The organism is Pseudovibrio sp. Ad13, assembly GCF_001623225.1.
Classification (GTDB): domain Bacteria; phylum Pseudomonadota; class Alphaproteobacteria; order Rhizobiales; family Stappiaceae; genus Pseudovibrio.
Genome location: NZ_LMCC01000013.1, coordinates 420,247 through 441,457 on the forward strand (window position 1 = coordinate 420,247; position 21,211 = coordinate 441,457).

Here is a 21,211-nt window from a genome sequence, read left to right on the forward strand (position 1 = left end):
TCTATCTCCTCGACTTTGAGCAAGGCTGCCACAAATGATTTGTGTGTCGGCTCTAAGAGAGCTTGACGCTCCTTTTCAATAGACTTCAGGTCGGCTTATGCGGCTACCCAGTCTTCGCGGGTGTAAGACATCACGCTTCCTCCCAGCACTCAGCGACTTCAAGTTCATCAGCTTGGAAGGCAGTCCACCTGCTGCCTATTGTTTCACGCAAGAACTCGGCTCGCCCTAAAGCTTGCTTTTCCGTCATAAGCTTGGCTTCATACAGATTATGGGAAAAGCAGGGGGAGCCGTCGCAGTCCTTTAGATCAGCATTTTTACCGGCCAGCTCATGGTCTGCGCCGATGTAGTACTCAGCAGTTTTCTCATTTTGTATGAACCAAGCATTGCTTCGCTCGACGCTTGCAGTTTTGATGCCCATCACGCTGCCTCCCGTTCTTTCAATGCTTCAGGTTTGTCCGGCTGCACGTTGTACTGGTGCCAGGCGCTTGGTGAGGCTTCATAGGACTCGTAATGCTCCTCTTCGCGGAGATCTGCTAGCCCGCAATTGACAGCCGCAGCGTGTGCCCGATGCTCAAGCTTTGTCACTTCAAGAGCCTGAAAATTGAGATTGGTTGATGTCCGCTCAATCTGCTTCTGGCCGGTGGCTTCAAAAGCTTTCTTCGAGAGAGTTTCCATCTTCTTCCTCTCCCTATGAAGCAGCTTTACTGCCTCATAGAGAGCTGTGACCTTCTCAAGAGAGGCGGCCATCAGGCAGCCTCCTGCGGTGCTTTACGGTTCATTTCTGCAGCTTTGCGTTCAGCAGCCTTCTCAAGCTTATTGTTTTCGCAATTGGCGTAGAAGTAACGACGGCCAGCTGCGCCTGATGCGCACTCAAGTTTGAAGTATTGATCGTAAACCGCTCGATCTCCCCCTGTGATTTCTGTCTTCAAGGGGAAGCCTACGGGCAGGGACAAATGATGGCGTTCAATACCGTGCTCATCCATGAAGGTTCTGAGGGTTTTGTCTGCTTCACAGGCTTCATCCCAGAGGGCTTGCAAGTCTTCGTCAGAGTGTTTCATGCGGCTTGCTCCAGTTGTATCCGCTGAACAAGGTCAACGATTGGATGTTGCAGGTACTTGGGAAAGCGAAAACCGATCTGCGCCAAGCGTTCGCTTACATGCTCCCACCACACAGGATGACGCTCGGCCAGCTCAGGAACTTCTTCCAGTTTCACCGGCAGGCGGGTGCAGCGCTCCTTGCCAAACAGCTCCACAACATCAGGGTGGGTTTGGTAGGGGCGGATGATGTGAGAGAGGCAGAACTCCTCAAGGTCTGTGACTTTGTGTGTCATGCTGCCTTCCTCACTCTTGCTGCTGTCAGGATGCGTTTTGCTGCTTTCTCATCGCCAGAGATAGCGTAGAGATCTCGTGCGACTGCGAGCGGGTCGATGCCTTGGGTTTTCCAGAACAGGTGCTCATTCTGGCTGTGCTGCTCGTCGTGTTTCCCTCTGATCATCGGAACCACCCAACAATCATCAGGCTTGGTGGCTTTGCCGGTCCTCGACTTGTTGTAAAGCGGGTCGCCATATCGGACATGGCAAGGATCAACGCCATACCGGCCAGTGATGAGGCATGGGAGTTTGCGGACAAAGGCCAGGTGGCCTTCATCCTTTTTGCGCGCGTGTTCCTTCCCTGAAGGATCGAGGGAGAAAGCAGTGTTGGGGCGGCGTAAACGGAAGCCCATCACTTACCCCCGTCAAACTGGGCGCAGCGAACCGTCACAGCTGCCTGACAAAGCTCACTGAAGGATTGCTCCCCAATTGCGCGAATGCTCTTCTGGTGGCCTGTGAGGGCATTCTTTGCTGCTTTTGGATTGCCAACCTTGGCAAGATCTTCCATCAAAAGCTTGAGTATGGCTTTGGAGTCTTCATCCAGAGATTTGCGGGCTTCAGGGTCTAGTTGTGACCAGATCGCTGTTGCGCCTTGAGAGAGTGGATTGTCGCTAATCCCTTGCGCTCCTTGTCCACCGCCCTTGATAGTTTCAGGATTACATTGTCCGTCTTGCTGAGCAGCTTCTTGCGCTTTTTTGCCTGCCTGATCGCCAGTTTCTCCCCTTTCAGCTTGTTGCTGATGTGCATCTGCAATGTACTCCGCTTGGGTTTCATCAGTAGCGGCGAGGATTTCGCCCTCTATTGTTTCAGCTGCAGCGTTGTAGCCTTCCTGAGGGCCTGCTAGAGGGCTAGCACGTCGCGCCTCTAATCGTTGCGCAAGTCCGCTCGATTTACGCTCAGGGGCATCGAAAGCACGCTCTACCTCATCCGCCTCATAGATCCCTGAGAAGCCGAATGCATAACGTGCCGCTTGAATCATTGCTTTGTGGCGCAGCATCCGCCGCGGCCATTGCCTCCATGGGTCTGTGCCGCGCTTGCACTCCTCCATGTATTCGGTCGCTGAGATAGCGCGTGTTCGGTCCTTGCGGAACATCCGGCATGTGATCGCAATGACTGCACCGTTGTCGTCCAGCTCGTCTTGAAACTCCATGCCGTCGAATTGAGGGTTGGAGTTGATGAGGTTGGCCCACCCATCGACGGAGACAATCGGAGCAACACCGCCACCCTTTGCAGGGAAAGCATAAATCTCCTTGGTAAGTGGGTTCAGATTGTACTCATGGGCAACGACCAGAAATGCAGCAAACTCCTCTTTGGAGGGTGGCTCTTTGTTTTTGTCCGGTTTCATGATTGTGCTACGCAAGGTCTGCTCGAAAGTAGAGGCATCCATGCCATAGCGCTCAGCCATGGCCGCAGTTATACTGCGACCGTTACCATTGGATGTGAGAGCAGTGCTACTCATGCTGCTTTCTCCAGAACCGGCAAGTCGTTTGCTGCTTCAAGGTTCTCCAGCTTGGAGGAATACCATTGAGGGGTAATCCAAGTACGAGGCTCTCCGGTTCCGGCAGGCCATTCTTCCTTACCGAGGCAGTCGGCAAACAGCCGAATAGAGCGACGTAGTTCACGGCGAGCAAGCTCAAGATCTTCTTCACTCAGTTCGACAACCTCGACCGTGTAAGGAGCACTAGTCTGTACAAAAACGAACGCAAACCCACGACAATCAAGATCGCAAACCTCGCGAAGGCCCTCAGCAACCAAGGCGGCTTGCATGTTGTAGCCAAGGTCTGCGATTGAGTTCTGTACTTTCCGGGCTTCCCGCGTTGTTTTCAGGTCAACCGGGTAAGCGTCATTGAGGTCAACAAGGTCAGGGCGCGCTTTCAACCAAATGTGGGTTTCAGGGTCTTTCCAGATCAAAGAGCGCTCAATCGCACCGTCAAGGATTCCAGACTGTACCATCCCAGAATTTCGTAAGCCGGAGTTGGGGCAGTTAGCTTGCCAGGGGAGCATGCCTGCCATTCCCTTGAGGTCATGCATCTGCTCGGTTGAAAGAAGGCGCTTACCTGAAAGCTCCTGATCAGCGATCCATTCCTTGCAGACGTTGGCGTTACCGTTCCATTTTTTCTCGGTGCCCGTCTTTGGGTCTGTGTAGGTGGCGGGCTTTACAGCGAACTGCTCATCAAATTTGCCTTCTCCCAAAAAGAGCGTGTGCGCAGCTTGCCCAAGCCGAAAGTGATCCTTGTCTTCGCGTGGCTCAGCTTCAGGATTCAGATAGGAAGTTGCCCAGTACTCAGCCGGTGAGCCGTTAGCGATAGTGCGCAGCCCACTAGAAGAGATGGAAGGGCCAGCGCAAATGTGGGAATGATACTTTTCAATCGGAAGTTCGGCATAAATACCCGGCTCGCTGATTGTGTAGGTATCCCAAATTTTCTCAGACATGATGTTATCCCGCGATTGTAGCGACCCAGCGGTCAGCGTGAGTGAAAAACTGAGAAGCAACAAAGGCTATTGCTCCCCATTTGAAGGCAGCAGGAAGAGCTGCCCAAAACCCAAAACCCTGCATGTGAAACTCAGTATTTGATTGAAACGTGGGGGATGGCGCCGGAGGCGATGGCCTGAACAATTTTCTTGGCGCGATCCTCGCCAATGCCAGCTGCCTCCATGATTGCTTTCAGCGCTGCATTGTTGAACTTCTTGCGGTGCTCGATGTTTGCCGCACGAGCTTCATCAGCCTCCAGCTTTGCGTCTTCTTCTGCCTTGCGCTTTGCTTCAGCTTCTGCAACAGCTTTCGCCGCAGCTCTAGCCTTGTCGGCTTCGATCCGTTCTTTCTCAGCCTTCTCCTCAGCCTCACGGGTTTTCTTCCGCTCAGCTTCAAGCTTTGCCTCTTCTTCCGCTTCGCGCTCCTTGCGGTCGGCTTCTGCCTTGGCTGCTTCAGCTTCTTTCTCAGCTTCAAGCGCAGCCAACTTGCGCTGTTGCTCTTCGGTGTGAAGGGCCTGCTTCAGATGCCTGTCGAGGCTTTCGAGAGTGGTGATTTTCTTTGAGCTTGCTTGATCGGCGAACTCCTGCATTGCGCCCTCTGTGACATCAACAGAGCGCACGGCATCAATCCGCTTTTGAATGTCGGCAGAACTCTCATTGAAAGCGACGCAGCCGTTCTGGATGATCCCCTCAATGATAGCGCGATGGGAAGCGATGCGGCTCTGTTCCTGCGCTTCCCAATTATCAAGGGGCAACCTGCGTTCATCGCGCATAGCATCAAGAAAGTCGCGCATGGTTTTACGCCGCGCATCAATAGCAGTGGCCTGCGCCTTGATCGAAGCCACTTTTTCCTTACCCGCACCATCAATGGCAGTTTTCAAAGTTGAGCACTGGCGCGAGAAGGAGATAATCGCCTTCCGGCCTTTCTCAGTGCTCAGATCAGCCTTGAATGCTGCGTTCTCAGCTGCGATGACAGCCTCTAGATCTTCAAAGCTGATGCCTTCCTCACCGAAGTATTTCTCCGGGTTGGCGCGAAGGTCAGCAAGATCAAGTTTCTTGCGTTCCTCATTGTCGGTCACTGCGTTCATGTTAGGCTGCTTCCTTCTGTTCAAAGCTGTCAGCTTTTGCCTGCCAGTGTTTGGCGAGGCGCTCATACTGCCGAGCGAAACTCAAAGAGCCGGCACTCCCGGTTTGCTCATGAATTTCTTGATGAGTGAGGCACATATCGCGGTACTTCTGAGCCCACCGCAGACAGTCCCCATGGGTCATGGTTTCCAAGGCACTTCCTCCTTTCGCAAAGCAAAGTTGTGGCGTTCTGCGGAACGATAGGCTCCGCAGTTGGGTGGTGTTTGGTTGTCTGTGAGTTTGCCCTTTAAGGGCTCAAATCAGGGGCGCGTTATTATGCGGCCTCCGCAAGATTACTTTCCAGATAGGCGCGCAGATCAACGACTGATATTGCCTTGTCCAGCTCCCTAAGAGGCCGGTAATCGTCTAGTTCAGGGTCATGCACTAGCAAGGAGCCATCTCGGGTTGCCCAATCGCGCAGCTCTTCAATGTGCTCCTGCAGCGATTCCAGAATTGCGGAACCCATCTCAGAAAGGCCGGAGTCCTTCAGATCTAGTTCAATGTAACGGCGTCCCTTACGGTCAATCCGGCGATGGCTGGCAGGGAACAGGGAGTAATCGAGGTCTGAGATCTCAAAGCAAGGCAGGAAGATACGAGCTTCAAGCTCCTGATCTTCATAGATCTTGTCGAACTCAGCTAGGATCAAAAGCTCACCGAACTTTGCACGGTTGGTAGAGCAGGCCGACATGGCGACAAGCTCAAAGGGGAACACGTAGTGTTTCATGCTGCCATCCTCATTTCACTGTTGTAGGCGTCCCAAAACTGTTCCGAGATGTGCTCGCTGCGGTAAACGACTGCAGAAAGCATAAGCCATAGAATGCGCTCTTCACCTTCGCTTTTGGCATCAAGGCGCCTCTCACGGTCAGAGCCAGCTTCCTCAACTCTGATCTCCTGAATAACGAAGCCGTCGCAATCTTCATCGAGCGCGCAATTGATCTTCGCTTCAATCACCTGCTCGGCGTAAAGAAAACCGTTGGAGGTCAGATCCAAGGTCGTCTGAATGTCCGTCTCGAAGTCCATCAAGAATCTCATTTTGTGAGTGGTTCAATTCATTTGATGCTGTGAATAATACAAAACGGATTTACATTGTCAAATACAAAATGTATTGAATGGAGGGATTTTTAAATCGGGCACTGAGTTCGTAATGAGGAATTTCAATGACTGGCTGGATACGAATTGACCGTGCGCTCTTTGATCATCAGGCTCTTTCAGACCCATGGGAGTGGGGGTGTTGGTGTTGGCTGATCTCACAGGCTGCATGGCGTGAAACCTCCATTTCCCGGCGAGGAAAAAAGATCGATGTAGCAGCGGGCCAGCTTTGCTACTCTTTCCGCTTCCTCTCAAAAAAGTGGGGGTGTTCTGTTGGGAAAACGCGTCGGTTACTAAATCGGTTCGCAGAATGGAACATGATAGAGATTGAAACCGGCACAGGTGAAAGTTTGATAACTATCTGTAATTACGGCAAATATCAGGACGCGGAAGCGGGCGGCGAAACAGTAACGGAACACAAACGAGCACGAGAGCGGAACGCAGGCGGAACACCCGCGAGCACAAAGAAGAACAAGAGAACAAATAAACAAGGGAACACAGAACCAGATTCTCAATCTACTGACGTAGATCTTTTCGAGCCGACGAAAGTTGTTACGGTTGAGGAGGTGTTTGCCCAATATGTTGCCGCTGTTGATGACTACAACGCAGACCTTGCACCCGGTGCAATCGAGTTACCAAAACCGTCGGTTTTGTCCGAGAAGCGCCACGCAGCATTGAAGAGAGCCCTAAAGGCGATCCCTGCTGGAAAGACGTTTGCCGACGTTCTGAAGGCTATCGGAATGTCCCCGCATTTGCTCGGGTTTAATGACCGTCAATGGCGCGTCGATATTGATTTCCTATGTCAGAAAGACAAGCTCATACAGATACTTGAAGGTAAATATTTTGGGTCATCTGGTGGCTCTAAAGCCCAAGGAAACGGGCGCGTTTCTGGCGCTGATCTGTTTAAATAAAGCTACTAAAGGAGTTTGATATGAATAGCTTAACGGTCACGGATAGCACAATCCATTGCTTGGATCAGTGTGCAGCTTATGCTGACGCATTCGGGCGATTGCAGGCAGGCTTGAAACACAATCGAGGGCTTCAGGCGGGAGAGCATCCTATAGGCGTGCACGACCTGCTTCAGGAAGTCTCAAAGAGCGCAGGGAGCCTTTATCGGATAGCAGACGAAGAGCAGATTGCAGATGCCATCAAGCTCGTTTACGCCAATCATGCAACCTATTCGCCGGATGTCGCGCAAAACAACATTGCCACCCTGGCTTACATTTTCAAGCGCGAAAAGATGCTGGTTGGTGCTCTTTATGAAGGTGGTCTTGAGTGTCTGAAGAGTGTAAGGCGAATGCCTGAAGTCTCCGAGCTGTATCAGGCAGTCAATCTCAAGCAACGGAAGCTTTTGGAAGAAAAAGAACTGATTGAAACAATTCAGCAATCCTAACCGCGAATCTCGTTAGAATCCCCTTAGATCTGAGGGGATTTTGATGAGTAATGAAGACAACTTCGATATTTGGGGTTTCCTGAAGGGCGCTGCGTTGCTCACGATTGCAGGCATGTTTGCGTGGGACTATTTCACAACTGCTGAGAAAGATCCCGTGATCTCTGCTGGAGAAGATGCGATAGAGCTGCACCTGATCCGCCATGCTAACTGGCCCGCTGTCAGTTGCCTTAAGAAGCCAGTAGATGAAATAAATTTTGTTTTCTGCTATCCGGCAGGCGCGAGCGGTGATTATGGTCCGCTTTTTGCCGTTGAGAACCAAGGAGGAGAGCCGGTCGTTTACGCTATCAACGGCAAGGCGATTCCGATACTGGAATACGTTACGATTGAGAAAGACAACGGCACACCGGTGCAGCTGGCTCTTTGGACTGGGAAAGCGATCGATATCGCTGGCGTTTTAGCTGAGTTTTGACTTTGCCTACCATTCGCCTGTAGCGATAATTTTATGCATGGCGCGGATTTCGTCAGTTGGGATCCGCAGCTCGCTTCCGTTGTAGCGTGAAAGCACCCGGAAGCCAGATTCTACCCGCTCATAGCGACCAACTTGCCAGACAGGGATGCCCTGCTTTTCGTGCAACACAGCAGTATATTCGCCGGGGCGCGGAAGCTTTTTAGGGTTCACGAAAAGCGTTTCGCCTTCGTGATATCGCGGCTCCATTGATGAGCCCGGCATGTAAAGCGCAAAGGCTCCTTCTATGCCCATAAGGGAGCCCGGTGCGCCTATTTGATCCAACGCTTCGCCAGTGGCTTCCAGATAGTCCTCATCCCGGCCTGAGATTGAGCCATAAACCGGCACCGTGAAAGGGGTTAGCAGACTTGCGATCTTGTGTTGCTTCGCGGTAGGGCGCGCCTGTTCAGGTTCAGTGGGCGCCAAATCTTTTCCGAACATCAGCCAGGTTAGGCTCACCCCAAAAAAACGGGCGTAGCGCTCGATAGCCTCTGCCTTCGGCTTGCGCGTTCCGTTCTCGTGGTGGGTGTAAGTAGGGGTCTTGATGCCAAGAGCGTCAGCTGCATCAGCTGCACTGGCAAAACCTGCCTTCTCTCTGGCCGCCTTGAGTCGGTCTTTAATTTCCTGTGTCATGGCATACAATATGCCCCCTTACAAAATACATTTGGTATTGACACTGATAAATCCGTTTTGTATTTTAGCTCCATCACGATACAGGATGGAACCCATGGATAATCAGTCAGTGAAAGAGCTGCGGAAGACGCTGGGTTGGTCGCAAACCGAACTCGCCGATTTCCTCGGCGTAAAGCAGCCCACTGTTAACCGTTTTGAGCAGGGGCAGGAAATCCCTGATCCCTCAAAGCGGCTCCTCTACCTCTTAAAAGCTCAAAGCCAAATGTCGCTTGCGGCCTAGGCTCTGCCTAGCGGGGGCAGCTGATCTTTCCTCCCAGTCAGCTGCCCTCGGGACCCGGGATTACTGCCCCAATACTGCTCGGTAGTAGTCCTGTTGAATGTCATAGAAGACGGGCAATCCATCAACCTTATGAGGGGATCTTCTGATGATCTCCTCGGCCTTATCTCCCTCCAGCTCTTGCAGAGCGGTGATCATAAGAGCCTCAAGGAAAGCCAACCTGTCCTCTAGAGAGCCGCTTATTCTCGCAGGTCCGAAACTCGGTTCCTGATCAGTTGGCTCAGCACTGCTTTTTACATCTTCCATGCTGGCGATCCTTGCAATTTAGCCAGTGAGGAGCAGGGGGCTTCTTTGGAGTTGGGCCTCGCTTAGGAGCCCCCTGCATTTTCGCTACACCATTAAGCTAGCCCCTCTCACCGATTGTGTCATGGGGGCAAAATACAGGAAAGCGCTCCATGAACGCACCGAGAACATCTGACCAGTTCAACAATTGGATTTGCACGCAGATAAAGAACCTCGTGACAGCGTTTGGCGTTGAGAGTTCCGCTGAAGTGTTGGGGCACTCCTCAGGCACTATCCGCAAGACCTACCAAGTCAACGAAGCGCGCAGCCTGACCCTCAAAGACACACTCTATCTTGAGCGCGAGATGGCTGCCATTGGCTTGGAACCAAGCCTGTCCAAGGCCCACCTTGAGGCTTGCGGCTATGAAGTGCGTAAGAAGGCTGAAGGGGTTGCCAAATTGGACCCGGCAGCCGCGGCAATGAACGTTGTGCCCGTGCATTGCGACAGCATGAAAGAGATCGTGCAGGCCGCAGAAGACGGTGAAATTTCCCCCAAAGAACACGAACGCATCAAGAAGAGCTTTGAGCAGATCAAGGAACTGATGCGCAACTACGACGCGAGCTACAACGCCAGCCAACACCAGATGGCTGCGGAATGAACCAGACCACCACCAGCAATCCGCAGGAGATGCAGCACATGAGCAATCAAGTCGATAAAGAAGCCCTGTCCACGGCTGTCAAAGAAATCCTAGACGTTGAAACCGTCATTGAGAGCGACAAAGGTTCGTACATGTCCAAGTGCGCAACCAATCGCGAGAAGATCAAGGAGATCAAGCAGGACGCCCGTGACAAGGGGGTTCCGACCAGGGAACTCAATGCAGTGCTGAAGCGTAAAAAGCTGATGGATCAGGTTGAGGCTGTTGTGTCCAATATGGATCAAGACGAAGCCGAGCTGGTTGATCAGATGGAGCTGGCACTCGGTTGGGCAGCCAATGACAATGAAGACCAGCCAGAGGCCGCCTGATGTACCTGGCGCTCGACCTTGGTGTGAAGACTGGCTGGGCTCGTTGGGAGCCCGGTCTTTCTAAACCAGTCTCAGGAGTTTTTGACTGCGGGGCTAAAGACAAAGCAGGCGGGTACGGCGGCAGAAGTCTTTCTTTCTACGGTTGGTTGCTGGGAAAGATCGAAAGCTTTGGCGTTACGCACCTTGCAATTGAAGATGAGCTTCCAGCTATCAGTGGAAAGCCGATGAACCGGGGCAATGAGCAATGGCAGCCCGCACAACATCGACTTTGTGAGATGGCAGCCGTCGCGAACCAGATCCCGTATCAGAAGATCACCATGCAGAAGTGGCGCAAGCACTTCATTGGCCGATCAGTCGCTCCAAGAGGAGTGAAGAACGGGCGGGCTTGGATCAAGCAACAAGCCATTCAACGTTGCAAGCTCTTGGGGTGGGATCCAAAGGATGACAATGAAGCGGAAGCGCTTGCTTTGATGGATTTTTTTAGATCCACCCAGTCACCTTCCTACGCAGTGCAGACAACAGACCTTTTCACCAATCTCTAGCTTATGAGGTGCCGTTATGGACCTTTGGAATTCTAAGTCTATTGAAGAGAAAATCGAGTTCATGAAAGAGATGAAGCTTCAGGGTGCTTCTGCAGGAGAAACCGCAAAAGTTCTTGGGGTTGGTAAGTCAACTCTCACATCCTTCTTATGTCGCAACTTTACCTCATGGTCAGGGCTTTTGCAGCATGGCACGCATGTGCCGGGTGATGGTGGAATTGATAGCGACTTGGATGTGGCAATCGTTGAGTGTCATAGCCACCTAGAAGCGCTTTATGAGCACCACCCGGAGCGAGCACCAAAGAGCGACGAGACGAAACAGCTCTATAATGGCTCTTTGCCACACAGGTCTTCGGTAGTCACCTACACCTATCCTGCATTTGCTGCATGAGTACTGTCGAAAAACGCCTGAATGAGATGATCGCTAGCTATCAGCGGCGAGAACAGGCGCATAACGATCTTGCTGAAAAGTATCAGGTTGAGCGTCGAAAAAACCAGCCATTGAAAGAGTCAAACGAAGAACTGCGTTCTCAGAACAAGGAGTTGCGCTCTCAAAATCGCGATCTGAAGAGGAGGTTGCAACGTGCCAGCGGTAACGACAACCGACACGAGGGAAGCGGAAAGCCTGTGCGCAGAACTGAGCATAGAGGTACTTCACGCGAGCAAGCGGATCAGAACTGGGCCTTGCTCACCTCAACAGACGCACTCCGCAGTGCGGATCCAGAAGATGATCAATCTGCGGGGCAGGGAGCATGCGTGGGCAGTTCTATACGCGCTTTCCGAGATGGAAAACCCACCAATCGAACTCAAAAGCTCCCTGATCGGCGCGGTAAGCGACCTGTTCTCCAATTACCCGGCTTGGGAAAGAAGGCTGGGTGACTTCCTGAACGCGCTGGACTTGCTCGACCTTGAAGAGTTGCAGCGCCTTGCTTGGAGCGGCCCCGGCATTGATGGGGCGTCACCGAAAACCCGAATTTTGATCACCGGCTATCTGCAAGTGTTGCTTATGCCGGTCATGGAACCTCAAGAACAAGGTGTGTTCTTATGATTGCACAAAAATGGGAAGAGTTAGACCGGCAGGACCAGATTACTGCCGTACAAAGCCTTGCAGACGGAACACGGTCTACACGGGTAATCCTTGAAGAACTGTCCTTTCGATACACAGGTATCACCACCGGCAGTATTGCGGGTATTATCCGCCGCTCTGGCGGCAAGCTTACAGGGCGTAAGGGAGCAATTAGCTCTACTAAATGGGTCAAGGGGAGCAGTACCTTTCAACAGTCCCTTGAGGCCCGCTTGCAAGCGCCTGACAGTCTTCCTGTTACCCTCCTTGAGATCACCGACAAGCAATGCAGACGCCCAATGTGGAGCGGAGAGCCTCCCCTTGATCAGCGCTTCTACTGCGGCGCTCCAGTAGATCTTCGGCAGACCTACTGTGAGCACTGTCAAACCTTCCTTTATGAGCAGAAGGGGGAGGCAGAGTGAGCGCCCTTGATCAAAAGTGGGAAGACTACAAGGTCAGGGCAAACAAAACGCCCTTGCTAGAAGCCGCACAAAAATGCGGGGCAGAACTCAAGCGGGGCGGTAAAGAGCATACGGGGCCTTGTCCGGCATGCGGCGGCACAGACCGCTTTAGCGTTAATCCAGTCAAGCAGAAGTGGAACTGTAGAGGGGCAGGCGGTGGAGGTGATGCCATCGGTGTTGTGATGCACTGCATGTCCGTGGACTTCAAAGCAGCTTGTGAAATTCTGACTGGTGAAGCGCCTCCCTCCGGTGAAGGATCTTGGGATGAAGAGGCAAAGAGCAAAGCAGCTGAACGGAAGAAAGCCTCAGCTGCAAAGGCAGAGCGCGAAGCTGAAGAGCAAGCCCAACAGGAAGCCGATAGCACCGAATACGCACAAAAGCTTTGGGATCAAGCCAAGCCGATTGAGGGTACTCCTGCAGAAGCTTACTTGCTGGGGCGCGGGCTTCCAAGAATGCAGTGGCCAGACTGCCTGCGTTTCCACCCGGGATTGAAGTATCCGGACGCAGGAAAGCTCCACGCTCTTGTTTGCCGTGTTGATGACACTATGGGCGATCTCACCGGGATCTGGCGCATCTTCATCACCAAGGAAGGCCAGAAAGCCCCCGTAGACAACGCCAAGCTGGGTCTTGGTCCGGTTGCCGGGGGTGCTGTGCGGCTTCAGGAAGCTGCTGACGGGGAAGTCGGCATCGCTGAAGGCGTTGAGACAGCCCTTGCGGTTTACGCCCTGACGGGGCGCCCTTGCTGGTCCTGCCTATCTACGGCGGGCCTCATCAACTTTGAACCTCCCTTGGATGTAGACCGGCTGCGGATCTATGGCGACGGCGATCAGGCTTATCAGAAGCCGGACGGATCGTGGGAGATGGCGCCGGGTGAAAAGGCTGCAAAGCGAGCAGCTCAGAACCTTCAGGAAACCGGATTGGAAGTGCTGGACATAGCATTGCCTGAGGCAGGCTCTGACTGGCTGGACGTTTACAATGATCTCTATGGAGTTGCTGCATGACATTGCCCAAATCCGACGCAGAAAAGGAAATCAGAGAGGCAACGGTCCTTCGCCTGCGAGAGCTGCGGCCACAAGGGCGAATAATCCATGAAATGAACATCATGGGCGGCCAGCACCGGATTGATCTGGCTTGTGTGAGCCCTGATGAGATCATCTTTGCAGAGCTGAAGAGCCAGCGCGACAAGATCGACCGTCTCAATGATCAGGCGCATGCTTCGCGTCTTTGTGCCCATCACAGCATAGCCGTGCTGCATGAGAAGTTTTTTGAAAGAAGGCATAGCGCTCCGACCGACTGGTCCAAAAGCTACGTGTACATCGGCCATAAGCACGAAAAGCAAACGTGGCTGCATTTTAAGTGGGCTGAGTTCTGGCCTTATCCGGCATTACCAGCAGGGCATGACCTGCATCACCGTAGTGACAAATGGAACTTGGACAAGGCGTCCCGCTGGGACATGCCACCAGCCGAAAACCTCATGGACCTTCTTTGGACTGAAGAACAAAAGCGGCTCGCGCAGGCGCTTGGTGTTTCGCTCAAAGGATGCACTCAGAAGGCGCAGAGAGCGCGACGTGTCGCTTTTCACGCTACCGGTGAGCAGATCACACGAGAAGTTTGCAGACAGCTCAGAGCGCGAGAATTCGCCCATGCGGACGCGCCAATTTTTGACGATATGAGGAAGGCAGCATAATGGAACACTTGAACTTACCTGGCATTGAAAGACTTGAATATCTGAGTGGGCAGCAGGGCGAGATTATCATTGATGCCTTTGCGGGTGGAGGTGGCGCATCCACCGGCATTGAAATGGCTCTGGGGCGTTCTCCGGATCTTGCTATCAATCACTGTGAAGCTGCGCTGGCCATGCACGCGGCCAACCACCCAGAAACCGTGCATTTACCTGAAAGCGTTTGGGATGTTGATCTGAAAGCGTACACAGCAGGCCGTCCTGTGGGGTTGCTTTGGGCGTCTCCAGATTGTCGCCATTTCTCAAAGGCTCGGGGTAGCAAGCCAACCTCCAAGTCAGTGCGAATGCTAGCGTGGTCCATCGTGAACTTCTGCCAGAAGCTTGGGAAGAACAGGCCACGAATAATCGTCTTAGAAAACGTTATGGAGTTTCGCGGTTGGGAAGACTTTGAACCATGGAAAGTTGCTCTTGGGAAACTGGGTTATCAGGTTGAAGTCAGGGACTTAAAGGCTTGCGACTATGGCGCCCCGACCATCCGAAAGCGCATGTTCATGGTAGCCAGACGGGACAAGAAGGCAATCAAGTGGCCAGCTCCCACACATGGAGATCCAAGCACTCTTGAGGTTAAAAGTGGACAGCTGCTCCCTTGGAAGACGGCAGCAGATTGCATCGACTGGTCAATCCCGTGCCCATCCATTTTTGAACGCAAGAAACCTCTTGCTGATAACACCCTGAAACGCATTGCAGCAGGAATAAAGAAGTTTGTCATCGATGCGCCAGAGCCTTTCATTCTAAACATGAGCCATGGGGGCAGTCTGGAGCCCATGGGTAAACCTGTCACAACCATCAAAACAGAAAGAGGCGGGTGCAGGGCATTGGTGGTCCCATATATTCAGCGCCAGTTTGGAAACTCCGTCGGCGGCGAAGCTGATAGCCCACTCGGCACCGTAACAGCCTCAGGAGGTGGTAAGTCTGCTTTGGTTGCCGCATCTCTTGTTCAAACCGGATACGGGGAGCGCGAAGGGCAGCTGCCCCGCACCATGGATATTGAAGCGCCTTTAGGAACGGTTGTTGCAGGCGGAGCAAAGCACGCCTTGGTTTCTGCTTTCCTCGCGCAACATAACACCGGTGTAGTGGGACGATCAGCTGAGGCGCCGGTTTCAACTATCCTTCAGACGGGTTCTCACCAAGCGTTGGTCACCAGTCACCTCATGATGATGCGCGGCACTTGTAAGGATGGGCAGCCTGCTGATGCTGCAATGCCTACGCTAACAGCCGGGGGCAACCATATCGCTGAGGTGCGAGCTTTCCTTATGGCCTATTATGGAACAAGCGTAGGGCAGGATACTAAGGAGCCAATGGGCACTGTGACAACGAAGGACCGCTTCAGCCTCGTAACTGTTGAGATTGGTGGCGAGCCCTATGCGATAGTCGATATCGGTATGAGAATGCTTACGCCAGAGGAGCTATATCGCGCGCAAGGTTTTCCAGAGAACTACAAGATCGACTTTGAGTTCAAAGGTAAGCCCTTGTCCAAGAAAGAGCAGGTTGCCAAGTGCGGTAACAGTGTGTGCCCGCCAATAGCAAAGGCGATTATCGAGGCAAACCTTCCAGACCTGAAAGTAACGAAGGAAGCTGCTTGATGCTGGAAAAGCTTGTTATCTTAGTGGGCGACGTTCTTGATCGTCTAAAGGAACTCGCGGACGACAGCGTCGATTGTGTTGTCGTCTCTCCGCCTTACTGGGGGCTCCGTGACTATGGCGTCGAAGGTCAGTTAGGGCTTGAAGCAACTCTGCAGGAACATCTCGACAAGATGATTGAAGTCTTCGAAGAGGTGAAACGCGTCCTCAAGCCGGAGGGCACATGCTGGATCAATTACGGTGACTGCTATGCAACCACTCCGGCAGGGCATAAAGCTGATGCCGACGGGCGCATCCGAACCGGCAAGGATGACCGGACTTTCACGCAAAAGCCATTCTCTACTATTCAAGGAGTGTTGAAGCCTAAAGATCTCTGCATGTTACCAAACCGACTTGCCATAGCTTTGCAGGAAGCTGGCTGGTGGGTACGAGCAGAATGTATTTGGGCTAAGCCTAATCCGATGCCGGAGAGCATCAAGGATCGACCTGCGACGGCTCATGAGAAGATCTGGCTTGTCACTAAGTCTCCCCACTACAACTACAACTTAACGGCGGTGAAGCAGCCTGTTTCAGGTGGCGCTAAGCCGCGAGGCACCAAAAGAACTCCGCCAATAGACCGCGCAGGACAAGGGCATAAGGATTGGTGCAGCTACATGACCCAGGACGATGAAATAACAACTCGCAATCTGCGTAATTACGAACCAGCTCCCCTCCAAGTTTGGAACATGGCAACACGCCCATTCTCTGAAGCTCATTTCGCAACTTTCCCTCCAGAACTTGTTGAGCGTTGCCTGAAGGCCGGGTGCCCTAATGGTGGCGTTGTACTTGACCCGTTCGGTGGTGCAGGAACCACTGCCTTGGTGGCTCTTAGGATGGGCATGGAAGCGATCTTGATAGAACTCAACCCAGACTACGCAGATATTGCCCGTAAGAGGATTGAGCGGGACTGGATGGGACCGGAAGAGCGCAAGCGAGCAATAACTGAAGCAAGTAATGACGCAGGTCCGCTATTTGGAGGGGAAGCAGCATGAATAACCTTGAACCAATCGAACAGCAGGTTCTTGCGCGGCTTTTGGCTTCGCCCGAGTTGTATTGGGATGTTGCGGACCAAATGACACCGGCGCATTTCCATGACGCTATCTGGAAGGCTGTCTGGACCGGGTTGGACACTTGCCACAAGGAAGGCAGCTTCGATCTGCATCTGGTAGAGACAAACGCCCCTTATGAAGGAGATGCAGATCTGGTGGCACGCATCAAATCGCTTGCGGCTAAGGGGAGGAAGCTTACAGCGGCCATTGAAGACCTGACTAAGCCTCTCTTTAATCGCAGAAACAAAGAACTGATTGCAGAGACATTCCTAAAGGGCCAGAAGGCGCTGAACGGAGACACAAGAGCGATCAAGCTTGCAGAAGACGTTATAGAGGAGCTGCAAGCAATCTCAGGGCATGCACAGCAGGCAAACGTCGTCAGCTTAGGTGAGAGTGCAGAAGCGGTCTATGAGAGCGCAGCACAGCCTGAAACAACTGGAGGCGAGGCGTTCTCGACTGGCATAAGGCAGGTAGATGATCTGCTCGGCGGTGGGCTTGTTGATGGAGAGTTGACCGTTATTGGAGCAGAAGGTGCAGCGGGGAAGACAGCGTTAGCGCTTCAGATAGGCGAATACATCGCCTGCGAGTACGGGCCGGTAGATTTCCAGTCAAAAGAAATGACAGCAGAACAGCTCACCATGAGGCGCGTGGCTGCGATGTCCGGCATATCCACCCATGCAATGCGCCGCGGTGGCCTGTCTGCCGATGACCTTGAAAAGATCTATCTTGCTAAGGAAGACTGCAAACGGATTCCGCTCTATATCGACAGCACAGCAAAGACCACGATTGAACAGCTGCACATACGCGCAAAAGCAAACATGGCGCGCTATGGCACCCGTGTTCTCTTCGTCGATAGCGTCAAGGCAATGCGGGTCAAAGATGCCCGTCTTGATGCCAATCTGCCGGCGCGTTGCGGCTTCGTCATTTCAGAGCTCAAAGAACTTGCCAAAACGCTTGAGATTCCGGTGGTGGCGTTGGCTCATGAGGTCAGAACAGAGCGCGAGCCTTTGCAACGCCTGACACGTAAAGAGCTGTTTGGCGGCTCCAACATGGAAGACAGCGCGGACAACATCCTCATTCTCTTCCGCCCTGAGCCCATACTGCTGCGCAAGGAACCCAAAGAAGGCACTGAGCTTCATGTCAAATGGCAAACGGATCTGATCAACTGGAAGAACAGGGCACAGGTCCATGCCGATAAAGTCCGTATGGGCTCAGGTGGGCGCTGTGCTGAGCTTGTTTTTGATGGGCCCACCACAACCTTTAGGGAAGATCGCGGACACCAAGACGGGATGCTCTTATGAGCGTCCCAATCCGCTTTGTGTGGAAAGTGGAGGTTGGAACAGTGGTGGAAGATAGAGAGACAGGCGACAGAACAGAGGTTACAGATCAGATCTGCGCACTTTACAATCGGGTGCTCTATGTTTCCCCCTTGAACTATGAGGCTTTACGAAGCCGAGCCATCAAGCAGGAAAAGAAAGCGGCATGAACGACAACAAACCATACAAGCCGGTGTTTCGTTGGCGCCCAACATGGGAGGATCAACCGCAAGATTTCACAGCAAAACCGCCTCAACGAAAAACGACAACTATGCGTATGTTTTGGGAGCTTGGCCCAAATGGTGGAGGGCGCTGGAGTTGGGTTGTAAATGATTGGAAGAAAGTTGCGGAAGGTTACGCCGAAACACACCTTGAAGCAGCCCGCAAAGCAGAAACTGCCTTTATTGAATTTTTGAAACAGCCGGAGGAATAAATGAGCGACATTCAGGCACTATATGCGGTGATCCTAGATCGGCTGATAGAGGCACAGGTTGTCATGCGCCTTATGAAGGTGCGAGGCGTTAGACCGGGGCAACCGCAAAGCTTCTGGCCGGACTTCAACCCAAGCGATGATGATCAATGGGAAGCGGCTTTGAATGCCGTTGCAAAGAAGCTTACGGAAGCGGAAAAAAGAGCCAGGAACATGACTGGGCCGGATGCCGCCGCAATAGCCCGCATGGAAGAGACATGGGATTGGATGCATTACATCAAGCGAAATGAAGAGAGAAAAGCGCTCTCGCTTCTGGTGTTCTGCTACGCCTATAAAATCCAGCCGAAGAAGGTTCTTGACCAGATGGGCCTTGCAAAATCGACGGCTCATCTACGTTTTCATTCTGCGCTTGAGATAATTGCTCTAAATCTTTGTAAAATAGACGTTTTAACGTCATTCTCTGATGAAAATCTAGTTGGACAGTTCCGGCCTAAATCGGGTATCTATTCAGATAAGATGAGACAACTTGCGGCTTGATGAAAAGTTCATCCCAAAAGAGACAAACAGTTATTCAGGCTGCTTGTCTTCTTTATTATTGACGGCTTCCGCCGTTAACTGGCGAACACGCTGATCTATGAAAATATAGATGTTAGAAGCAAACATGCCAACTAAGGCAGACACAAGAACAAGAGTATAGATCTCTCCATCTGAAGCGACCTGCTCTTGAAGCTTGCTGTCATCTAGCAAGTGTGGGGCAACGATGGATATAAAAAGTTTACTCTTAATAGAGACCCATGAAAACGCTGCAATGATGCCAGATGCAACAACTAACTGAGCTGATTTTTTTTGCCCAACACCAGCAATCATGACACGCGTAAGTGCACCGATACATCCAAACAAAAAAGGAATGGCGATCTCTGCCCCAACATTCATTGCATTGTTGATGGTGGTGAGCACGCTTGGACTAATTGAAAAGGAATCTAGATTATTGAAGAACAATGCGCCTACTGCAAGGACATAAGAAAGTGAAAAAAGCACAAGTAGAAAAACTTGAAGAAGCCATGACCGACGGTCTTTTAGTACGTCCGTTAGGCGCAGTTGTAAATCGGTGTTTGCTTCAGAAAGTTCCGTGTTCTTTGCCGTGATAGAGTTGTTTTCATCCTTTGTCACATCAATGACTGAAGACAACTCTTCGTGCAAACGCACAATATCATCACGTTGACTCTTTAGTTCTGCTCTTTCTCCATTTAGTCGTGAAGCTTCTCGACTAAGAGATGCGTACTCCTCTTTACTGAGCTCTAGCTGCTTTCGTGCGTCATTAACCTGAGAATATAATTGATGCTTTTCTGCTTGCAAATTTTCTAATTTGGTTTCTGAAAATTTTCGTTCTTTATCAGCGACATGAAGTAGCTCTCGAGATTTTTGCAGTTCAGAATCAATCGCATTAAGCTGTCTTTTGAGTTCGAGATTTTCAGCGTGATGTAATGATCGACTAGAAAGTTCAGTATTTCCTTCCACCTGATCTTGTGAAGACTGTTTCATAATTGATCCAATAAAATAGCGGTTCAAAGCGAGAGGCTAGGAGGCAGCAACCTCCAGAGCTACGGGCACGTTTATGACTACAGCACCCGCCCGGTAAGACTTAGCATATTACCGCCCCCGCCATATCTACTCACCGCAATTAATGAGCAGGGGGCTTTTATGCGTCGAGAATCATTTTGGAATCAACCAGATGTGGCCACTGCAATGCACTCCTGTTCAAAAACGAACCGGGCGCAATTGTGAAACCCATTGAAATCAAGTGCCGCAGATGCGCCACTTTAAACCAGTTGAGGCCCTTAGAGCCCATAAGCGAATGCCCTGAGCATCAAGCTTAGAGAGCATGGAATGACTAAAGGGGCACTAAGCCAAGATTTTATCGTACCGCCTTTTTCAGTGTTGAGCGCAAGGGCCAAGGAATGGCAAGACCGCAAGCGCCTTTGGCTCGGCCTGGGGATTGATAGCGGTGAAGGAAGGAAAGAAGACCTCCTAAGCGGATACGCCAGCGCAATGGCTAAGTGGTCAGAGATCAACGGGAAGGGCACAGCACCCGGCTCATGGGCAAGTAAAAGCATATTTGACCCAGTCCTGACTGAGCTTTGTTATGCCTGGTTCTGTCCGCCTGAGGGAAAGGTTCTTGATCCTTTTGCTGGTGGATCTGTAAGGGGCTTAGTGGCCGCCTACATGGGGCGCGAGTATACAGGTGTAGATTTGCGCCCTGAGCAGGTTGAAGCCAATGACATGCAGGCTGATGCCCTTGGGATTAAACCAAGGCCTAAGTGGAAGGTTGGCGACGCTGTGCAGCTTTACAAGCATGTGCGCGGCTACTTTGATTTCATACTGACCTGCCCGCCTTATGGCGATCTTGAGAAGTATTCAGATGATCCCTCAGACCTTTCGAACATGCACTACGACGTGTTTGTCGGGGCCTTCCGTGCCTCAATGAAGCAGGCTGCAGCGCGTCTGAAGGAGAACCGCTTTGCAGCTATCGTGGTTGGCGACTTCAGGGACCGGGAAGGTATCAACCGGGGCTTTGTACGGGACACCATTGAAGCCTGTGAAGATGCGGGCCTACGCTTTTACAATGATGCTGTTTTGGTTACTAAAGCAGGTTCCCTGCCTTTGAGGGCACGCGGAGGCTTTGAGAGCGGGCGTAAGCTCGGCAAGACACACCAGAACGTGCTGATCTTCGTGAAAGGCGACCCTAAAGCAGCCACTGAGGCAGCTGGGAAGGTGGCTGGCTACGAGTTTTAGAGGGGTGGCGAAGATCCAGTTACCCCTACTA

General features: G+C 52.1%; 33 protein-coding genes. 19 read left to right on the forward strand and 14 right to left on the reverse strand.

What is annotated here, in order from left to right; all coding sequences use genetic code 11:
- Positions 1-130 precede the first annotated feature (130 nt).
- From PsAD13_RS15575 to PsAD13_RS15620, 11 genes are all read right to left on the reverse strand, one after another.
- Complete coding sequence (locus tag PsAD13_RS15575) at positions 131-418, reverse strand: hypothetical protein (protein ID WP_063318726.1); 288 nt, start codon at positions 416-418, stop codon at positions 131-133.
- Positions 418-747 (reverse strand): hypothetical protein, encoded by a 330-nt coding sequence (locus tag PsAD13_RS15580; protein ID WP_063318727.1) that lies wholly within the window; start codon positions 745-747, stop codon positions 418-420. The genes PsAD13_RS15575 and PsAD13_RS15580 overlap by 1 nt, the downstream gene beginning before the upstream one ends.
- Positions 747-1,058: a hypothetical protein gene (locus tag PsAD13_RS15585; protein WP_063318728.1), complete on the reverse strand. Its 312-nt coding sequence runs from the start codon at positions 1,056-1,058 to the stop codon at positions 747-749. Before PsAD13_RS15585 ends, PsAD13_RS15580 begins: the two co-directional genes overlap by 1 nt.
- Positions 1,055-1,330, reverse strand: coding sequence for a hypothetical protein (locus tag PsAD13_RS15590; RefSeq protein ID WP_063318729.1), 276 nt, complete (start codon positions 1,328-1,330; stop codon positions 1,055-1,057). The genes PsAD13_RS15585 and PsAD13_RS15590 overlap by 4 nt, the downstream gene beginning before the upstream one ends.
- Positions 1,327-1,722, reverse strand: a complete 396-nt coding sequence (locus tag PsAD13_RS15595; protein ID WP_063318730.1) for a DUF968 domain-containing protein — start codon at positions 1,720-1,722, stop codon at positions 1,327-1,329. The genes PsAD13_RS15590 and PsAD13_RS15595 overlap by 4 nt, the downstream gene beginning before the upstream one ends.
- Positions 1,722-2,828: a recombinase RecT gene (locus PsAD13_RS28590; RefSeq protein ID WP_063318731.1), complete on the reverse strand. Its 1,107-nt coding sequence runs from the start codon at positions 2,826-2,828 to the stop codon at positions 1,722-1,724. The genes PsAD13_RS15595 and PsAD13_RS28590 overlap by 1 nt, the downstream gene beginning before the upstream one ends.
- The gene (locus tag PsAD13_RS15605; RefSeq protein WP_063318732.1) at positions 2,825-3,802 is read right to left on the reverse strand and encodes a PD-(D/E)XK nuclease-like domain-containing protein; all 978 of its coding nucleotides are present in this window, start codon (positions 3,800-3,802) and stop codon (positions 2,825-2,827) included. The genes PsAD13_RS28590 and PsAD13_RS15605 overlap by 4 nt, the downstream gene beginning before the upstream one ends.
- A gap of 131 nt (positions 3,803-3,933) precedes the next feature.
- Positions 3,934-4,929 carry a hypothetical protein gene (locus tag PsAD13_RS15610; protein ID WP_063318733.1) on the reverse strand — a complete coding sequence of 332 codons (996 nt, stop codon included), beginning with the start codon at positions 4,927-4,929 and terminating at the stop codon, positions 3,934-3,936.
- A gap of 1 nt (position 4,930) precedes the next feature.
- Entirely contained in the window at positions 4,931-5,119 is a 189-nt protein-coding gene (locus tag PsAD13_RS27620; RefSeq protein ID WP_153040898.1) for a hypothetical protein, read from the reverse strand.
- A 121-nt stretch (positions 5,120-5,240) separates the two neighbouring features.
- On the reverse strand, positions 5,241-5,690 hold the full coding sequence (locus PsAD13_RS15615; protein WP_063318734.1) for a hypothetical protein: 450 nt from the start codon (positions 5,688-5,690) through the stop codon (positions 5,241-5,243).
- Positions 5,687-5,986, reverse strand: a complete 300-nt coding sequence (locus PsAD13_RS15620; RefSeq protein WP_063318735.1) for a hypothetical protein — start codon at positions 5,984-5,986, stop codon at positions 5,687-5,689. Before PsAD13_RS15620 ends, PsAD13_RS15615 begins: the two co-directional genes overlap by 4 nt.
- A gap of 137 nt (positions 5,987-6,123) precedes the next feature.
- On the opposite strand from PsAD13_RS15620, the gene PsAD13_RS15625 reads away from it, so the two are divergent.
- From PsAD13_RS15625 to PsAD13_RS15635, 3 genes are read left to right on the forward strand one after another with little or no spacing between them, the layout of a single operon-like run.
- Complete coding sequence (locus PsAD13_RS15625; protein ID WP_063318736.1) at positions 6,124-6,966, forward strand: hypothetical protein; 843 nt, start codon at positions 6,124-6,126, stop codon at positions 6,964-6,966.
- Between the two features lie 20 nt (positions 6,967-6,986).
- Complete coding sequence (locus PsAD13_RS15630; RefSeq protein ID WP_153040899.1) at positions 6,987-7,448, forward strand: hypothetical protein; 462 nt, start codon at positions 6,987-6,989, stop codon at positions 7,446-7,448.
- A 43-nt stretch (positions 7,449-7,491) separates the two neighbouring features.
- A complete protein-coding gene (locus PsAD13_RS15635; protein WP_063318738.1) occupies positions 7,492-7,917 on the forward strand; it encodes a hypothetical protein in 426 nt (141 codons plus the stop codon).
- Positions 7,918-7,923: 6 nt separating this feature from the next.
- Here PsAD13_RS15635 and PsAD13_RS15640 read toward each other — a convergent pair whose 3' ends face one another.
- Positions 7,924-8,586, reverse strand: coding sequence for a LexA family transcriptional regulator (locus tag PsAD13_RS15640; RefSeq protein ID WP_063318739.1), 663 nt, complete (start codon positions 8,584-8,586; stop codon positions 7,924-7,926).
- A 94-nt stretch (positions 8,587-8,680) separates the two neighbouring features.
- Here PsAD13_RS15640 and PsAD13_RS27820 point away from each other — a divergent pair, with 94 nt between their 5' ends.
- Positions 8,681-8,866 (forward strand): helix-turn-helix transcriptional regulator, encoded by a 186-nt coding sequence (locus tag PsAD13_RS27820; protein ID WP_063318740.1) that lies wholly within the window; start codon positions 8,681-8,683, stop codon positions 8,864-8,866.
- Positions 8,867-8,926: 60 nt separating this feature from the next.
- Here PsAD13_RS27820 and PsAD13_RS15650 read toward each other — a convergent pair whose 3' ends face one another.
- On the reverse strand, positions 8,927-9,169 hold the full coding sequence (locus PsAD13_RS15650) for a hypothetical protein (RefSeq protein WP_063318741.1): 243 nt from the start codon (positions 9,167-9,169) through the stop codon (positions 8,927-8,929).
- Positions 9,170-9,318: 149 nt separating this feature from the next.
- Here PsAD13_RS15650 and PsAD13_RS15655 point away from each other — a divergent pair, with 149 nt between their 5' ends.
- The 14 genes from PsAD13_RS15655 (at position 9,319) to PsAD13_RS15725 (ending at position 18,924) form a co-directional block, all read left to right on the forward strand.
- Positions 9,319-9,804: a hypothetical protein gene (locus tag PsAD13_RS15655; protein ID WP_063318742.1), complete on the forward strand. Its 486-nt coding sequence runs from the start codon at positions 9,319-9,321 to the stop codon at positions 9,802-9,804.
- Positions 9,801-10,169 (forward strand): hypothetical protein, encoded by a 369-nt coding sequence (locus PsAD13_RS15660; RefSeq protein ID WP_063318743.1) that lies wholly within the window; start codon positions 9,801-9,803, stop codon positions 10,167-10,169. The genes PsAD13_RS15655 and PsAD13_RS15660 overlap by 4 nt, the downstream gene beginning before the upstream one ends.
- Positions 10,169-10,711, forward strand: coding sequence for a hypothetical protein (locus PsAD13_RS15665; RefSeq protein WP_063318744.1), 543 nt, complete (start codon positions 10,169-10,171; stop codon positions 10,709-10,711). Before PsAD13_RS15660 ends, PsAD13_RS15665 begins: the two co-directional genes overlap by 1 nt.
- 16 nt (positions 10,712-10,727) lie before the next feature.
- The gene (locus PsAD13_RS15670; RefSeq protein ID WP_063318745.1) at positions 10,728-11,099 is read left to right on the forward strand and encodes a hypothetical protein; all 372 of its coding nucleotides are present in this window, start codon (positions 10,728-10,730) and stop codon (positions 11,097-11,099) included.
- A gap of 336 nt (positions 11,100-11,435) precedes the next feature.
- Positions 11,436-11,756 carry a hypothetical protein gene (locus PsAD13_RS15680; RefSeq protein WP_063318747.1) on the forward strand — a complete coding sequence of 107 codons (321 nt, stop codon included), beginning with the start codon at positions 11,436-11,438 and terminating at the stop codon, positions 11,754-11,756.
- On the forward strand, positions 11,753-12,193 hold the full coding sequence (locus PsAD13_RS15685; protein ID WP_063318748.1) for a hypothetical protein: 441 nt from the start codon (positions 11,753-11,755) through the stop codon (positions 12,191-12,193). Before PsAD13_RS15680 ends, PsAD13_RS15685 begins: the two co-directional genes overlap by 4 nt.
- Positions 12,190-13,233: a toprim domain-containing protein gene (locus PsAD13_RS15690; protein ID WP_063318749.1), complete on the forward strand. Its 1,044-nt coding sequence runs from the start codon at positions 12,190-12,192 to the stop codon at positions 13,231-13,233. Before PsAD13_RS15685 ends, PsAD13_RS15690 begins: the two co-directional genes overlap by 4 nt.
- Positions 13,230-13,919, forward strand: a complete 690-nt coding sequence (locus PsAD13_RS15695; RefSeq protein ID WP_063318750.1) for a hypothetical protein — start codon at positions 13,230-13,232, stop codon at positions 13,917-13,919. Before PsAD13_RS15690 ends, PsAD13_RS15695 begins: the two co-directional genes overlap by 4 nt.
- Positions 13,919-15,556 carry a DNA cytosine methyltransferase gene (locus PsAD13_RS15700; protein WP_063318751.1) on the forward strand — a complete coding sequence of 546 codons (1,638 nt, stop codon included), beginning with the start codon at positions 13,919-13,921 and terminating at the stop codon, positions 15,554-15,556. The genes PsAD13_RS15695 and PsAD13_RS15700 overlap by 1 nt, the downstream gene beginning before the upstream one ends.
- Positions 15,556-16,584, forward strand: a complete 1,029-nt coding sequence (locus tag PsAD13_RS15705; protein WP_063318752.1) for a site-specific DNA-methyltransferase — start codon at positions 15,556-15,558, stop codon at positions 16,582-16,584. Before PsAD13_RS15700 ends, PsAD13_RS15705 begins: the two co-directional genes overlap by 1 nt.
- Positions 16,581-17,942 carry a DnaB-like helicase C-terminal domain-containing protein gene (locus PsAD13_RS15710; RefSeq protein WP_063318753.1) on the forward strand — a complete coding sequence of 454 codons (1,362 nt, stop codon included), beginning with the start codon at positions 16,581-16,583 and terminating at the stop codon, positions 17,940-17,942. The genes PsAD13_RS15705 and PsAD13_RS15710 overlap by 4 nt, the downstream gene beginning before the upstream one ends.
- Positions 17,939-18,127, forward strand: coding sequence for a hypothetical protein (locus PsAD13_RS15715; RefSeq protein ID WP_063318754.1), 189 nt, complete (start codon positions 17,939-17,941; stop codon positions 18,125-18,127). The genes PsAD13_RS15710 and PsAD13_RS15715 overlap by 4 nt, the downstream gene beginning before the upstream one ends.
- Positions 18,124-18,390 (forward strand): hypothetical protein, encoded by a 267-nt coding sequence (locus PsAD13_RS15720; RefSeq protein ID WP_063318755.1) that lies wholly within the window; start codon positions 18,124-18,126, stop codon positions 18,388-18,390. The genes PsAD13_RS15715 and PsAD13_RS15720 overlap by 4 nt, the downstream gene beginning before the upstream one ends.
- Positions 18,391-18,924 (forward strand): DUF6362 family protein, encoded by a 534-nt coding sequence (locus tag PsAD13_RS15725; RefSeq protein ID WP_063318756.1) that lies wholly within the window; start codon positions 18,391-18,393, stop codon positions 18,922-18,924.
- A gap of 30 nt (positions 18,925-18,954) precedes the next feature.
- On the opposite strand, the gene PsAD13_RS15730 is transcribed toward PsAD13_RS15725, so the two are convergent.
- The gene (locus PsAD13_RS15730) at positions 18,955-19,929 is read right to left on the reverse strand and encodes a hypothetical protein (RefSeq protein ID WP_153040900.1); all 975 of its coding nucleotides are present in this window, start codon (positions 19,927-19,929) and stop codon (positions 18,955-18,957) included.
- A 345-nt stretch (positions 19,930-20,274) separates the two neighbouring features.
- Between PsAD13_RS15730 and PsAD13_RS15735 the strand changes: the two genes are divergently transcribed.
- On the forward strand, positions 20,275-21,180 hold the full coding sequence (locus PsAD13_RS15735; protein WP_063318758.1) for a hypothetical protein: 906 nt from the start codon (positions 20,275-20,277) through the stop codon (positions 21,178-21,180).
- The last annotated feature ends 31 nt before the right edge of the window (positions 21,181-21,211 follow it).

Excerpts from the sequence above, each read along its gene's own strand:
- PsAD13_RS15720 (WP_063318755.1), top strand. The coding sequence starts at position 18,124 with ATGAACGACAACAAACCATACAAGCCGGTGTTTCGTTGGCGCCCAACA.
- PsAD13_RS15575 (WP_063318726.1), bottom strand. The coding sequence starts at position 418 with ATGGGCATCAAAACTGCAAGCGTCGAGCGAAGCAATGCTTGGTTCATA.
- PsAD13_RS15635 (WP_063318738.1), top strand. The coding sequence starts at position 7,492 with ATGAGTAATGAAGACAACTTCGATATTTGGGGTTTCCTGAAGGGCGCT.
- PsAD13_RS15660 (WP_063318743.1), top strand. The coding sequence starts at position 9,801 with ATGAACCAGACCACCACCAGCAATCCGCAGGAGATGCAGCACATGAGC.
- PsAD13_RS15700 (WP_063318751.1), top strand. The coding sequence starts at position 13,919 with ATGGAACACTTGAACTTACCTGGCATTGAAAGACTTGAATATCTGAGT.
- PsAD13_RS15580 (WP_063318727.1), bottom strand. The coding sequence starts at position 747 with ATGGCCGCCTCTCTTGAGAAGGTCACAGCTCTCTATGAGGCAGTAAAG.
- PsAD13_RS15710 (WP_063318753.1), top strand. The coding sequence starts at position 16,581 with ATGAATAACCTTGAACCAATCGAACAGCAGGTTCTTGCGCGGCTTTTG.
- PsAD13_RS28590 (WP_063318731.1), bottom strand. The coding sequence starts at position 2,828 with ATGAGTAGCACTGCTCTCACATCCAATGGTAACGGTCGCAGTATAACT.
- PsAD13_RS15585 (WP_063318728.1), bottom strand. The coding sequence starts at position 1,058 with ATGAAACACTCTGACGAAGACTTGCAAGCCCTCTGGGATGAAGCCTGT.
- PsAD13_RS15650 (WP_063318741.1), bottom strand. The coding sequence starts at position 9,169 with ATGGAAGATGTAAAAAGCAGTGCTGAGCCAACTGATCAGGAACCGAGT.
- PsAD13_RS15655 (WP_063318742.1), top strand. The coding sequence starts at position 9,319 with ATGAACGCACCGAGAACATCTGACCAGTTCAACAATTGGATTTGCACG.
- PsAD13_RS15620 (WP_063318735.1), bottom strand. The coding sequence starts at position 5,986 with ATGGACTTCGAGACGGACATTCAGACGACCTTGGATCTGACCTCCAAC.
- PsAD13_RS15640 (WP_063318739.1), bottom strand. The coding sequence starts at position 8,586 with ATGACACAGGAAATTAAAGACCGACTCAAGGCGGCCAGAGAGAAGGCA.
- PsAD13_RS15705 (WP_063318752.1), top strand. The coding sequence starts at position 15,556 with ATGCTGGAAAAGCTTGTTATCTTAGTGGGCGACGTTCTTGATCGTCTA.
- PsAD13_RS15595 (WP_063318730.1), bottom strand. The coding sequence starts at position 1,722 with ATGGGCTTCCGTTTACGCCGCCCCAACACTGCTTTCTCCCTCGATCCT.
- PsAD13_RS15630 (WP_153040899.1), top strand. The coding sequence starts at position 6,987 with ATGAATAGCTTAACGGTCACGGATAGCACAATCCATTGCTTGGATCAG.
- PsAD13_RS15605 (WP_063318732.1), bottom strand. The coding sequence starts at position 3,802 with ATGTCTGAGAAAATTTGGGATACCTACACAATCAGCGAGCCGGGTATT.
- PsAD13_RS15615 (WP_063318734.1), bottom strand. The coding sequence starts at position 5,690 with ATGAAACACTACGTGTTCCCCTTTGAGCTTGTCGCCATGTCGGCCTGC.
- PsAD13_RS15695 (WP_063318750.1), top strand. The coding sequence starts at position 13,230 with ATGACATTGCCCAAATCCGACGCAGAAAAGGAAATCAGAGAGGCAACG.
- PsAD13_RS15680 (WP_063318747.1), top strand. The coding sequence starts at position 11,436 with ATGATCAATCTGCGGGGCAGGGAGCATGCGTGGGCAGTTCTATACGCG.
- PsAD13_RS15590 (WP_063318729.1), bottom strand. The coding sequence starts at position 1,330 with ATGACACACAAAGTCACAGACCTTGAGGAGTTCTGCCTCTCTCACATC.
- PsAD13_RS15730 (WP_153040900.1), bottom strand. The coding sequence starts at position 19,929 with ATGAAACAGTCTTCACAAGATCAGGTGGAAGGAAATACTGAACTTTCT.
- PsAD13_RS15665 (WP_063318744.1), top strand. The coding sequence starts at position 10,169 with ATGTACCTGGCGCTCGACCTTGGTGTGAAGACTGGCTGGGCTCGTTGG.
- PsAD13_RS15725 (WP_063318756.1), top strand. The coding sequence starts at position 18,391 with ATGAGCGACATTCAGGCACTATATGCGGTGATCCTAGATCGGCTGATA.
- PsAD13_RS15735 (WP_063318758.1), top strand. The coding sequence starts at position 20,275 with ATGACTAAAGGGGCACTAAGCCAAGATTTTATCGTACCGCCTTTTTCA.
- PsAD13_RS15610 (WP_063318733.1), bottom strand. The coding sequence starts at position 4,929 with ATGAACGCAGTGACCGACAATGAGGAACGCAAGAAACTTGATCTTGCT.
- PsAD13_RS15715 (WP_063318754.1), top strand. The coding sequence starts at position 17,939 with ATGAGCGTCCCAATCCGCTTTGTGTGGAAAGTGGAGGTTGGAACAGTG.
- PsAD13_RS27820 (WP_063318740.1), top strand. The coding sequence starts at position 8,681 with ATGGATAATCAGTCAGTGAAAGAGCTGCGGAAGACGCTGGGTTGGTCG.
- PsAD13_RS15670 (WP_063318745.1), top strand. The coding sequence starts at position 10,728 with ATGGACCTTTGGAATTCTAAGTCTATTGAAGAGAAAATCGAGTTCATG.
- PsAD13_RS15685 (WP_063318748.1), top strand. The coding sequence starts at position 11,753 with ATGATTGCACAAAAATGGGAAGAGTTAGACCGGCAGGACCAGATTACT.
- PsAD13_RS15625 (WP_063318736.1), top strand. The coding sequence starts at position 6,124 with ATGACTGGCTGGATACGAATTGACCGTGCGCTCTTTGATCATCAGGCT.